Source organism: Brasilonema octagenarum UFV-OR1, assembly GCF_963888615.1.
Taxonomy (GTDB): Bacteria; Cyanobacteriota; Cyanobacteriia; order Cyanobacteriales; family Nostocaceae; genus Brasilonema; species Brasilonema sennae.
Window position 1 is genome coordinate 1 of sequence record NZ_CAWPKW010000273.1, and the last position, 12649, is coordinate 12649.

The 12649-nt window shown below is 42.8% G+C and carries 12 protein-coding genes and 1 tRNA gene; 9 read left to right on the plus strand and 4 right to left on the minus strand.

Features of this window, described 5'->3' with window-relative positions; translation table 11 throughout:
* Window positions 1-278 precede the first annotated feature (278 nt).
* Genes AC5590_RS22880 through AC5590_RS22890 form a run of 3 tightly spaced genes read right to left on the minus strand, consistent with a single transcriptional unit; the run spans window position 279 to window position 1513 of the window.
* Window positions 279-794, minus strand: coding sequence for a photosystem I reaction center subunit XI (locus AC5590_RS22880; protein ID WP_169265700.1), 516 nt, complete (start codon window positions 792-794; stop codon window positions 279-281).
* Between the two features lie 47 nt (window positions 795-841).
* Window positions 842-976, minus strand: a complete 135-nt coding sequence (psaJ, locus tag AC5590_RS22885) for a photosystem I reaction center subunit IX (protein ID WP_169265701.1) — start codon at window positions 974-976, stop codon at window positions 842-844.
* A 39-nt stretch (window positions 977-1015) separates the two neighbouring features.
* The gene (locus AC5590_RS22890; protein WP_169265702.1) at window positions 1016-1513 is read right to left on the minus strand and encodes a Photosystem I reaction center subunit III; all 498 of its coding nucleotides are present in this window, start codon (window positions 1511-1513) and stop codon (window positions 1016-1018) included.
* A 305-nt stretch (window positions 1514-1818) separates the two neighbouring features.
* On the opposite strand from AC5590_RS22890, the gene tsaD reads away from it, so the two are divergent.
* Entirely contained in the window at window positions 1819-2877 is a 1059-nt protein-coding gene (gene tsaD / locus AC5590_RS22895) for a tRNA (adenosine(37)-N6)-threonylcarbamoyltransferase complex transferase subunit TsaD (protein WP_169265703.1), read from the plus strand.
* 331 nt (window positions 2878-3208) lie between these two features.
* Here the strand turns inward: tsaD and AC5590_RS22900 are convergent, their stop codons facing one another.
* Window positions 3209-4138, minus strand: a complete 930-nt coding sequence (locus tag AC5590_RS22900) for an alpha/beta fold hydrolase (RefSeq protein ID WP_169265704.1) — start codon at window positions 4136-4138, stop codon at window positions 3209-3211.
* A 315-nt stretch (window positions 4139-4453) separates the two neighbouring features.
* Between AC5590_RS22900 and AC5590_RS22905 the strand changes: the two genes are divergently transcribed.
* The 8 genes from AC5590_RS22905 (at window position 4454) to AC5590_RS22940 (ending at window position 12627) form a co-directional block, all read left to right on the plus strand.
* Window positions 4454-5005, plus strand: coding sequence for a GNAT family N-acetyltransferase (locus AC5590_RS22905; RefSeq protein ID WP_169265732.1), 552 nt, complete (start codon window positions 4454-4456; stop codon window positions 5003-5005).
* A gap of 176 nt (window positions 5006-5181) precedes the next feature.
* Window positions 5182-5255, plus strand: a tRNA-Pro gene (locus tag AC5590_RS22910).
* Window positions 5256-5922: 667 nt separating this feature from the next.
* Window positions 5923-6732 carry a Tic22 family protein gene (locus AC5590_RS22915; protein ID WP_169265705.1) on the plus strand — a complete coding sequence of 270 codons (810 nt, stop codon included), beginning with the start codon at window positions 5923-5925 and terminating at the stop codon, window positions 6730-6732.
* Window positions 6733-6756: 24 nt separating this feature from the next.
* The gene (gene prmC, locus AC5590_RS22920; protein ID WP_169265706.1) at window positions 6757-7671 is read left to right on the plus strand and encodes a peptide chain release factor N(5)-glutamine methyltransferase; all 915 of its coding nucleotides are present in this window, start codon (window positions 6757-6759) and stop codon (window positions 7669-7671) included.
* Between the two features lie 115 nt (window positions 7672-7786).
* Window positions 7787-8419, plus strand: coding sequence for an L-threonylcarbamoyladenylate synthase (locus tag AC5590_RS22925; protein ID WP_169265707.1), 633 nt, complete (start codon window positions 7787-7789; stop codon window positions 8417-8419).
* A 322-nt stretch (window positions 8420-8741) separates the two neighbouring features.
* A complete protein-coding gene (locus AC5590_RS22930; protein ID WP_169265708.1) occupies window positions 8742-10328 on the plus strand; it encodes an alkaline phosphatase D family protein in 1587 nt (528 codons plus the stop codon).
* 445 nt (window positions 10329-10773) lie between these two features.
* Window positions 10774-11748 (plus strand): phosphate/phosphite/phosphonate ABC transporter substrate-binding protein, encoded by a 975-nt coding sequence (locus AC5590_RS22935; protein ID WP_169265709.1) that lies wholly within the window; start codon window positions 10774-10776, stop codon window positions 11746-11748.
* Between the two features lie 150 nt (window positions 11749-11898).
* Window positions 11899-12627 carry a phosphonate ABC transporter ATP-binding protein gene (locus AC5590_RS22940; RefSeq protein WP_169265710.1) on the plus strand — a complete coding sequence of 243 codons (729 nt, stop codon included), beginning with the start codon at window positions 11899-11901 and terminating at the stop codon, window positions 12625-12627.
* Window positions 12628-12649 lie beyond the last annotated feature (22 nt).

Genomic DNA, 12649 nt, shown 5'->3' on the forward strand with positions numbered 1-12649 from the left:
GCGGCTTCCCGATAGCCGTAAGGCGTGGCGTCAGCCATAGGGTAGCACCTGGCGTCCGTAGAGTTCTTAATTTTTAACTTTGAATTTTGAATTTTGAATTCCCCCGTTCGCGTAGCGTGCCCGAAGGGCTTAGGGGGTTGACGCTGTTGGAGGTAAAGTCACAACTAAAGGACGCAAGAAAAAGTTACGTAAACCTTTTCCTTGCGTCCTTTATCTTTTGTAATCTGTCTGGCGGCTTTTTGATAGAGGTATTATGACCTCATGCCTCAGAACACTTATTAGCCAAACAAACCTTGAATCAGACTGAGATTACTAGTTAAAAAGTAAGCGACTACTGCACCACCAATACCACCGATTAAGAAAGCACTGGCAAAGCCATTCCAACCTTCACCAGATTTAAAAGCATTTGGAGGATTGGGTGCAGTCACAGTCACGCTTGGTTCAGGGGGATTGCTAGCTGCATATAGAGATATGACTCCAGTCATAAGGACTACGAAGCCCAAGGTTGACAGTAATCCCGCTAAGTTGGCATTAGGCGTATCGCGCAGGGGACCGAGTTTGGCGAATGGACCAAAAACCCAGTAACCATGAGCCATCCCAACTTCTAGTCCTCTCCTGAAAGGAGTTAGCCCTGGACGATAGGCGGGCAAATTACTGATGAACCACTTGATTAAGGGAGAAGAATTAACCGGTGTTTCCAAGTTGCCCCGTTGTGGATCGCGCCATTCAGGGAAAACAACTTCGCGATTTCTAGGATCGCTGGCAAGATTTTTTGACGCATCTACTGCTTGCATATGTTCTGTGTGCCTCTCAATAAAGTATTGGCAGTTTTCTCCGTAATTTACGGCATGGGATGGAAAAGTAAATCAGGGAAAAACCGATTAAATTCAATCAAAATGCCAGCAGTGATGAACAACCATATGGTAGTGATCACTGGTGCTGTGGAAAGAAACTTCACAAAATGATTTTGGTTCATGAATCTATACTCCAAAATGTGTGAATGAGTGATGTTGAATTAACGCGGCGAAATAGGAACTTCTTCATCTTTGGCTGTGAGTTGACCAGACAGTAGTTGTTGTACTGCTGCTGCTGGCCAAGCAAAGCCTGATGCCATAATTGGAAGCGCTAGAGCAACATCAATCTGAATTTCTTTTTGTTCAACATCGCCCCCTTGTTTTTTAATGACCTGTAGGTAGGTACGACCTACCCAGCCAATCCAACCAGCGATGTAAAGAAAAAGAATGCTAGGAATCAGAAAGTCACCAGCGCGATCTAAGCGACCATCTACTATGAGATGAGGTAAACCTTCTGGTCCGCACAGCGCTTGAGAATAGCGCTCAAACCGCTTTTTCCCAGATTCGGGGTCAGCTGTTGTATTCCGGGCAGATGCTGCTCTCTCCTGAAAGCTTGGAGATTCAGCACATGGTACAAGATTCTCCCCAAGCGCTAAAGCTGGTGGGGAAAAGTTGAACCAAACACAAATAGCTAGAACTAAAGCAAACAAGCGACGCATGGAATTGTTTCCTTTTATTACGAAACAAAAAGTTTTTTGTACAAAACGAAGCGGCTTGTACAATCTTGATTTGTAGAACTAGGATGTCATGATACTCTTGCGCGTGAACCGAGTAAAGTTGAAGTAAATAAAAGTTAAAGCTTCTCAAACCAGTTCTTATGAAGTTCTGAGTTCACAAGTCAGTTATAAGTAAAATTTTTCTATAATTTTACTCACAACCGGGCACTCAGTAACCTGCTGCCTTTTGTGCAAGAGAAACACCTGTAGCTGAATAGCTCCTTTGTACTTACCATTTTATTGTAGCAATGGCAACTGTTTTAGCAATAGAAACGAGCTGTGATGAAACTGCCGTGGCAATTGTAAATAATCGTCAAGTTTGTAGTAGTATTATTGCTTCGCAAATTCCAGTTCATCAGCAGTATGGTGGAGTTGTACCGGAAGTCGCGTCCCGGCAGCATCTAGAAACGATAAATGGGGCGATAGCCCTTGCCCTGGAACAAGCAGAAGTAGATTGGGGCAAAATTGATGGTATCGCCGCAACTTGTGCTCCTGGGTTGGTTGGGGCGTTATTGGTCGGGTTAACTGCCGCCAAAACCTTAGCAATGGTACATAACAAGCCATTTTTGGGTGTTCATCATCTCGAAGGTCACATTTATGCAACTTATTTAAGTGAGCCAACCTTAGAGCCTCCTTTTCTTAGCTTACTAGTTTCTGGTGGTCATACAAGCTTGATTCACGTCAAAGATTGTGGTGTGTATGAAACCCTAGGAGAAACTCGTGATGATGCTGCGGGTGAAGCGTTTGATAAAGTAGCACGTTTGTTACATTTGGGATATCCTGGCGGACCCGTAATTGACAAGCTAGCAAAGCAGGGAAATCCGCAAGCTTTTACATTACCAGAGGGGAAAATTTCTCTACCAGAAGGTGGATATCATCGGTATGATGCGAGTTTTAGTGGGTTAAAAACAGCAGTGTTGCGGTTGGTACAGCAATTTGAGAAAGATGGACAGTCTTTACCAACAAAAGATGTGGCGGCTAGTTTTCAGGAAACTGTAGCACGCTCCCTCACCAAAAGGGCAATAACTTGTGCTACAGATTATGGTCTTTCCACCATTGCTGTTGGTGGAGGCGTAGCAGCCAACAGTGGGTTAAGACAACATTTACAACAAGCAGCACAAACTCATAACCTACGCGTGCTATTCCCTCCCCTAAAATTTTGTACTGATAATGCCGCTATGATTGGTTGTACTGCTGCTGACCACCTCAACAGAGGTCATACTTCGCCTCTGACCTTAGGCGTTCACTCTAGGTTAGCGCTGAGCCAAGTTATGGAGTTGTATCAAATTGGTACAGATAATCTTTAACTTGACCGAGACAATTTTAGATTTTAGATTTTGGATTCCCGAATTTTGGATTTTAGATTTTAAATTTTAGATTAGAAGATTGAGTTGAGCCGTGGGACTAGAGGCTTAAATTCTTCCAGATCTTGGTTTTCAATTCTTTAAATCGGCTTTTCTTTAATTGACGGATTTTGGATTAAAATCTAGATTCTAAAAAAGGGTTTCAAGCCGACGCAAAGTCAGCGGCAGCTTATCTCCTCCAAAGACGCTACGCGAACGGGTAAGAAGCAACAACCCGAAAGCTGCCTTGTCAATCTAAAATTTCAAATCCAAAATCCAAAATTCAGTGACTCTATTAACAATTGACGACTGACGATTGATTCTTGACAACAGAGCGAATATGAGTAGCAACTGCATCCGGCTGTTCCAACATTGCTAAGTGTCCGCAGTCAGGAATTTCGATCACATTGTCACCACAGTAAGAAAAAAGAGGGTGAAAGCTAGCTAAATGACGGACATACTTAGGTTCCATAACCTTGTCTTCCGCACCAGCTAAAAAATAAATTGGTTGCTTAAGTTGAGCAACCAACTGTGGCAAACAGTTAATTTCTTCCTCTGTTGTAGAATCTAGCAACGCTCCCAAAGCAGCTTCTGGGTCGGCAACAACAAAATCAATCACTCGCTGCCGTGCCCAATTACGCTCCAAAGGACGTGCTACACTCGCTCTAGTAAACAGTAAATCAATCAGGGGCAATTGCCCAAGCCATTTAGGGCGAACTTGTAAAAACCGCTGACCGGCTGAACGAAACTGCTCAAAAGCTTCCTTGAGGTAAATCCCACCACCAGAGTTAATACAAATAACTCCTTTGACACATTCCGGCATATGGGCAGCACCCCAAAGGGCGATCGTGCCTCCCAAAGAATGACCAATCAACCAAGCACTCTTGACATTTAGCTGTTTGAGAATATCTGCTAAATCTTGAGTGTAGGCAGCTGGAGTATACACAGAATCAAAGGAATCAACAACTGCACGACTAGATTTAGTACTTTGGCTGAAATAATTTTGTTCTTGACTAAAATCAGTTTTTAATTTCTGTTGCGACTCCCCAAAACCTCTTAAATCATAAGACAGACACTGAAAATCATCTGACAACCGAGAAATTACAGGTTGCCAGTATCCACGGCTATTGAGCCATCCGTGGATAAAAACTAAAGTGTCGGGGTAGTTCGTAGGAGCTGTGAGTTCGTATGCGTGTGGAACGCCCAAGATTTCGATGGTTGCCATATTTCTATCGTACCCCGTTCAGTTCGGGAGTTGGCAAGATAAGGAGATTGGAAAATGGAGGCACATGAATTCTGGTGTCATACACAATAATGTTTCCGTTTTAGCTAATTTCTTCTTAGCTCCACAACAAAATGCTAAAGTTGAAAAAGACTAGTGTAAGATGCACCCTTGATGACTACTGTCATCGGAAAATTCCGCCAACAGACAAAACAACTGTATGTGTTGCGGAATACAACGTAGATAGTTGAATCACAAGTGAATCAGCACTCTTATCTGTCAAAACCACCTCGTATATACTACCTGAACCACGTTGGCATGGGTTTTTGGAAAACTTGGTTTAGTACATCAGAAGCTAACTCAACAACTAGGACAACACCCTCAGAAGAGTATGCAGTTGAAACTGTAGGTAACTCAGACTTGAATGGTGTTGGCGAAGTTCATCAGCAGGAAACTCGCATAGTTTTTAGTACGGAGCGAGATCTCGACCTGTATGAACTAGAGGAACTATGCGATTCCGTCGGTTGGTCGCGTCGTCCTTTACGAAAGGTAAAAAAAGCTATAGAGCATAGTTTTCTTGTCGCTTCTATGTGGCAAGTGCGAGGAAACAAAAGGCGACTTATTGGTTTTGCCCGTGCGACGTCAGATCATGCCTTTAATGCCACAATTTGGGATGTGGTAGTTCACCCAGACTTTCAAGCAAAAGGACTGGGAAAGGCACTTATGAAATATGTACTCAAAAAACTCAGGAGCGAAGAAATTAGTAATGTGACTCTATTTGCTGACCCCCATGTCTTAGATTTTTATCGGGGTTTGGGGTTTATGTCCGATCCAGAAGGCATCAAAGGTATGTTTTGGTACCCTCATTAATTTTTAACAGAGACATTACTGTTATAAGTCTATGTATAGGGAACGCAACAGTTTACAAAAAGCAAAAAAGCATGGTATGATGTGGGTGAACATTTGGCAACATAATCAAGTAAAATCTAAAAGAAGCTATTGATTGTCGCCAAAAAGCAACAACTAAGTTAGAATAACAAATTAATCGGGATGTAGCGCAGCTTGGTAGCGCGCCTGCTTTGGGAGCAGGATGCCGCAGGTTCAAATCCTGTCATCCCGATCTTATAGATGAATAGTAAACCCTAGATCAGAATACAGGTCTAGGGTTTATTTATATAGTGCAACCAATTAGCGCAAGCAAACACGATATCAGTTCAAATTCTGTTATCTTAGGTTGAGCGTGCAAATGACTCAAGCATACATAAATGACTTACATTATTTTTTGGATATACCATCAAAAAATTAAATCAAAAAGTCAAAACTGGATTGTGCTACAACTATTTGTTTGATTTGTCAGACAATGTACACTGAAATTGCATATTTTCCCGGAAGCAATAGTCATGTTGCTTTGCTATTTCTTATTTTCTATTAGCCAAAATAAATTCCAAGCATTGAATAAACCCACAAGAAAGGAAATCTGTAAAGCTTGAGACATTTTGCGGCAAATCTAGAAGGAACGATCTTATATTTCTTGTCGTCAACCATAGCTGAAAAAGCCAATAGAATGGCAGAAGACACCCTTGAAGTAAAAAGCACATTTTTCGCCTTTGTTAATTACAGCAATCATCTACCGTTCGAGCGCAATTGTTTAGTAGGGCGAAATTGAAATACCGAAAACAGCACAGTTAATGAGCAAAGAAGGTAATATATCTAGAACTGGTTAATACTGTGCAAATCCAACTATATTGTCAGACTTGATTTTAGAGAAATTGATGCGAGGAGTAGTTATGAATTTATTAGTTCGCTGGGGCACAACATTGACTTTAGTTGGGAGTACTCTGCTAACAACTGTTTTTAGCGGAAATCTTCCAGTAATCGCATTGACAGAACAACAAATTAAAGAAAAATTAGATCCAGTACCAGTCTTTTTGATTACTAACAACCAGGGTGTGCCTCTCACTCGTACAGTGCCTAACAATGCCGCAAATGCGCAAAACGCTCAAAATAAACAAGCTACGGTGACAGACGTTTTTATGAGTGGGCAGGAAGCTCAGGCTTTTATTAACGAACTGCGGAATGTCAAAGGTAAAGATCCAAAAATGGCAGATATGTTAAAAAGCCTGCAAGTGACGCCAGTACCTTTGGGGATGATTTATCAGAAACTTCAAGAAAATGCCAAGAAACCAAACAACCTAGTGTTTGCTTTTAATCCTGGAAAACAAGATCTAGAAGGAGCAGTAACATTGCTGCGCCAAAGCGGTAAAGAAGTTAAGCAGTTCCCAAGTGTGCCTGTTTTTATTGTTAGATCTCCAGATAAAGGATATGTATCCGTCAAACGGAAGACTGACAATAAGGAAGTTATTCCTTTGTTCTTGAGTCAAAAAGACGCCCAAAATTTATTAAGCCAGGTCAAGCAACAAGTTCCCAAGGCTGATATTCAGGTTGTGGACATAGAGGGAGTCATAAAAACTTTGAAAGAGAAAAATGACACTTGGCTCAGCCAAGTCGCCATAGTACCATCTACCGAGAGCATGCAGTATGTCGTTAGCAAGCGAGGTGGTGGTGCAAGTCAAAACCCCCCTGCCAAAAAGAAATAAACTTATGCCTGATAGTATAAAGGCATGGCAGATAAGCAGTTATCAGTAACTGGTTTACAACTTTGGCAGTGGCGTAACGTGGCGATTCAAGCTGCCAACGCCACTGCTATTTTACCTACTGAAGTCGATTGGTTACTACAAGAAGTCGCTGGATTAGACCGCTTGGCATTACGCTTGGAATCATACAAAAACCAGGCTGAGATTCCTTTGAAATTATCTTTAGAGGATTTAGACAAACTCTGGCAGCAGCGCTTAAATGAACACTTGCCAGTACAATATGTTGCAGGAGCAACTCCTTGGCGAAAGTATAAAATCGCTGTGTCAAAAGCGGTTTTGATTCCCAGACCAGAAACAGAGTACTTGATAGATTTAGCTGTCGCTGCTGCTAGAAACAGTAAGGTGACACCGTCTTTAGAGCAAGGACACTGGGCTGATTTGGGAACTGGTAGTGGGGCGATCGCCATTGGATTAGCAGACGTTTTTACCACAGCAATCATTCACGCTGTTGACTACAGTCATGAGGCGCTAGTGGTTGCAAAGGCAAACGCTCAAAATTTAGGTTTTGGGGAGCGTATTCAATTTTACCAAGGTTCTTGGTGGCAACCTTTAGCATCGCTTAAAGGTCAATTCAGCGGAATGATATCTAACCCGCCCTATATTCCCACTAACATCATACCTACCCTACAGCTTGAAGTTGTTAAGCATGAACCACATCTAGCTTTAGACGGTGGCATAGATGGTTTAGATTGCATCCGCCATTTGGTAGAAATTTCTTCCACCTATTTACGCTCTGGTGGGGTTTGGTTGATTGAGATGATGAAAGGACAGGCAGATGCTGTGGGAGAAATGTTGCACAATCAAGGGAGTTACTGTAACATTCAGATTCATAAAGATTTAGCTGGCATTGAGCGCTTTGCTCTGGCATATAGAAAGAGCTAACATCACAAACAAAGAACTCAGAACTCACAACACTAAACAGTGAATCGATCACTGTCCACTGTCGTGAGTGCTCACTAAATTCTGAGTTCTGGGTTCGCAATTCTGAGTTTTGTTCATGCAAGTTTCTTTAGACACCCTTATCTTAGGCGCACGTGCTGGTAAATTGGTGAGCTTTCCTACAGATACTGTTCCGGCATTGGCAGCAATACCCGAACAAGGAGAGTTAATTTACGCAGCTAAGCAGCGCAGTCGAGATAAACCCTTAATCTTAATGGCAGCGACTGCTGAAGAAATCTGGTCTTTCACCACGGGTAGTGACCAAGAGTATGAAATTTGGCACGGAGTTGCCAAGAAATATTGGCCAGGAACACTGACTTTGGTGTTACCTGCCTCCAAGCGAGTACCACAAGAAATAATTTCTATTTCTGATGGAGATTGCGATCCTCACAAGGATAAGCTTACTCCTGACAGGACAATTGGAATTCGAGTGCCTAATTGTAGAATTGCCCAGACTATCTTGGCGCAAACAGGTCCTCTTGTAACCACCAGCGCCAATTTATCAGGTCAACCTCCTTTACAAACAATGGCAGAAATTTCGGCACAGTTTCCTGATGTTTTGACTTTGGCGGCGACAGAATTAAAAGACGAGGTACACGGAGATGGTGTTCCTTCGACTGTTGTGAAATGGACTGGAAACAATTGGCAAGTTTTACGACAAGGTGCTACGAAGATAGAAATCTTTAGTTGAACCCGACACCCCTACACCCTGAATTTTGCTCAATCAAACAGCCTTAACTGTTCCTTTGCTAGGAATTAACGTCTGACTGGTAAATTAAACTCGGGCTTTGCAACAGTTGATACCTTGAAGCAGCAGGAAAATTTGATCGTCTGGTGTTCTTTGAATTAACGTGAGTTCGACGGGTTGATTTAGGCACAAAAAAGGCGCTCGCTGTAAAAGAGTGTGACATCGACGATTGAAATACTGGTTTAGTGGTTTGTTAATTCTTACCCTGGATGCTTTGGATCATCTGTTCCTCTGCCTTGATTTGTGAGTTACTCAGGGGAAAAAGATGTTAGATGACCAGAATTTTGAGCGGTTTTTGTATAGCCGAATCAAGCGACGGAACTTAATTATTGGGGCTGGGGTATTGTCTGGTTTGGCGATCGCTAACCAATTCAATCAACGAGCCATCGCCCAAGTTCCATTTCCCAGTTATCCCTTCACGCTTGGTGTAGCGTCAGGTGAACCCTATCCTAATAGCGTGGTGCTTTGGACTCGTCTGGCTCCCAATCCTTTACAAGGCGGTGGAATGCCATCTGTGAATGTGCCAATTCGTTGGGAAGTCGCAACTGATCCCAACATGAGAAATATAGTAGCAAAAGGCACTGAGATTGCCATCCCAGAATTAGCTCACTCAGTCAGAGTGATTGTAAATAAGCTCAAACCCAATACGTGGTACTGGTATCGCTTCACTTCAGGTACAGAAGAAAGTCCAATTGGTCGCACTCGTACAGCACCTCAACCAGGTAGTGACTTAAGTAAATTTGCCTTTGCATTTGTTTCCTGTCAGCACTATGAGCAAGGGTACTTCACAGCATACAAAGATTTGGCGCAGGAAGATCTAAGCCTGATAGTGCATACAGGTGACTACATTTATGAGGGAGGAATCACACCAGATCGTCCTAGACAACACAATGGTCCGGAAATTTTCACTCTAGATGATTATCGTAACCGTCACGCCCTTTACAAAACTGATTCAAATTTGCAAGCAACTCATGCAGCATTTCCCTGGATTGTGACTTGGGATGACCACGAGGTGGAAAACAACTACGCTAATGCTACCTCAGAAGTCGATAATGAACCGGATCAAGACCCCCAAGTTTTCTTACAACGACGGGCAGCTGCTTATCAAGCTTACTACGAGCATATGCCATTACGACCCTTCTCAAAACCAGAAGGACCAGATATGCAAATTTTCCGTCGGCTTTCCTTCGGAAATTTGGCGACTTTCCATGTGCTAGATACCCGTCAATATCGCACAGACCAACCCTGTGGAGATGGTACCAAGGAACGTTGCCCAGAAAATTTCGATCCTAATGCAACGATTACTGGTAAACGTCAAGAAGAATGGCTATACAAAGGTTTAGATCGCTCTACGGCTCGTTGGAATGTTCTGGCACAGCAGGTTATCGTTGCTCAAAGAGACTTCACGCCTGGGGAAGGCGCAACCTTCAGTATGGATAAGTGGGATGGATATTTGGCTTCGCGCGATCGCCTAATGAGTTTCCTAGAACAGCGCAAACCTTCCAATCCTGTTGTCTTGACAGGCGATGTACATTCCAACTGGGCAATGGATCTCAAAGCTGACTTTAATAAACCAGAATCCGCTACGGTTGGCAGTGAATTTGTTTGTACCTCAATTACTTCTGGTGGAGATGGGGCAGACTCAAGTCCTACAGTTGAAGCGTATTTGCCAGATAACCCCCACATTAAATTTTATAACGGTCAACGGGGATATGTTCGCTGTGTGATAACTCCAGAAACCTGGCAAACTGATTTTTTAGTTTTATCAAACGTGACAACCCAATCTGGCACAATCAGTAAGCGTGCTTCATTTGTAGTTGAAAACGGTCGTCCAGGAATACAGAAAGTTTAGAAAAATAGTTGCTTCTCGTTGTAAATAGCCAGTATTACATCTGCTGAGGATGTGATACTGGCTTTTGTGCATTCTGGGAGTATGATACATATTTTTTGCAGTTTGGCAACCAAATTATCATCAGATAAGCAGCACGCACTGCTTCAACAGATAAATTTATTTAGTTGACAGGACTTACGCGAAAATAACGTAGTTGTGTCATTGCGACGTAAGGAAGCAATCTCACACTCTTGTTTTTTCGTAACTTGTGCGTAAGTCCTAATTGAATCATCTTTGGAACTCGGGCTAAAGTTCTGATTTCAAGTTTTTTTACAATCAAAGCACTCACCACTGATTGACTTTTTCTCCAAAAAGCTGGAATCTTAATAATATTCTTTTTTAAGAACAAGCTTGTTAAAACAGTTTTGCAAAATTATTAAGAAAGTTTTTTAAGGGAGAGTAGCAAATGAGTGTGAAAAAACAAGGTGTACTGAGTGCTGGTGCTGCATTTGTCGTGCTTACAGGTTTGGTTGCTGGTAGCTTTGGAGGTATGCAAGCAGTTGCTAACTCAACGCGAAATCAAAAAGATTCAACTTTAGTTGCTCAAGGACAGCAAAAAACTTTAACAGTTGTCTTTCCTACTCGTAAAGATGCACCAGACTTGCAAAGTAAAGCAGATAAAGTTGCAGAGTTCTTGTCAAAAGAACTAAAAATGCCAGTTCAGGCAAAAGTCGGTGATGATACAGCTGCAGTAGAAGCCTTGAGAGCAAATAGCGCTGACGTCGCTTTCTTAAGTAGTCGTCCAGCTTTGAAAGCTGAGGAACTCGCAAACGCACGCTTGTACTTAGCTGAGGTTCGTCCGAATTACTCTGGAAAATACACTTATAATTCAATCATAGTTGTCCCCAAAGATAGCTCGCTCAAAACTCTAGGCACATCTAAAGCGACCTTGGAACAGTTGCGGAGTAAAAAAATGGCATTTACTTCGCCAACTTCTGGTTCTGGATTTATCTTCCCTGTGGGTGAGTTGGTTAAACAGAAACTTGTGGAAAATCGCGATCGCCTAGACGGCTTCTTCAGTCAAGTTGTTTACGGTGGCGATTACAGTAAAGCCCTAAAAGCAGTTGTGCAAGGTCAAGCAGATGCGGCTGCTGTGTCAGAATATGCTTTTGGTAGCCCGTATATTTCCGACGCGGAAAAAAGTCGGTTACGAGTTCTGTATAAAATTCCTGGTGTTCCAGCACACGGTGTAGCCATTGATGATGACGTTCCTGCTCCCATGCGCGAACGAATTATCAACGCCTTGCTGAAATTAAATGAGCCACAAAACAACGAGATACTGCGCGGCTTGTATAACTCCACAGAATTGGTGAAAGTTGACCATGACAAACACTTAGGACCAGTTCGTGAAGCCCTCAAGAATGCAGGAATGGAACCGTAATAAACGAGAGAGGGCGTGAGGGATGAGTAATATGTACTTTGATATACTAAGCTATTCAATAATTTTACCCCCATCCCCTCTCCTTAATAAGGAGAGGGGTGCCCGTCAGGGCGGGGTGAGGTGTACTTCCCACTCTCCAACCAATAGCTTATGACTCAACCAGTGATTTTGTGTGAGGACGTAGAAACTGCTTATTCCGCAGCTTTGAATCGTCCTATTCTTAACCAGATTAATTGCCAGATTTATCGTGGTGAGTTTGTTGTATTGCTGGGACTCAATGGCGCGGGGAAGTCTACGCTTTTACGTTCTTTAGTTGGGTTAGTACCAATCTTGCGAGGAGCAATTCACATCAACGATACACCATTAACTCCACGTACGCTGCCTAGTCTTCGACGAGATGTTGCTATGTTATTTCAGGGTGGCGGATTGATTCGTCAGTTATCAGCAATTGAAAATGTGCTTTGTGGACGCCTGGGTACTAGGACAACTTGGCAAACGCTGTTTGGGTTTCCTAAAAATGACCGTCGTCAAGCATTGGAACTGTTGGAACAGTTGGGCTTAAGGGAGCAAGCTTATCAAAAAACAGGTCAACTTAGCGGTGGACAGCAACAACGGGTGGCGATCGCCCGCGCTTTAATCCAATCTCCCCAAATTCTGCTTGCAGATGAACCCATTACAGGATTGGATATCAAAGCATCTAAGCAGGTAATGGATACTTTGTCAATGCTGCACTCACAGCAAGGTATGACAATTGTCACAGTTTTACACGATTTGAGTATCGCAACTGAGTACGCCCAGCGAGCAATTGTCTTGAATGCTGGACGTGTTACTTACGATGGGTGTTGCGATAACTTGCAAGCTCAATTTGCTCAGGTATAGTCGAGTTGATCGCACATAGTAG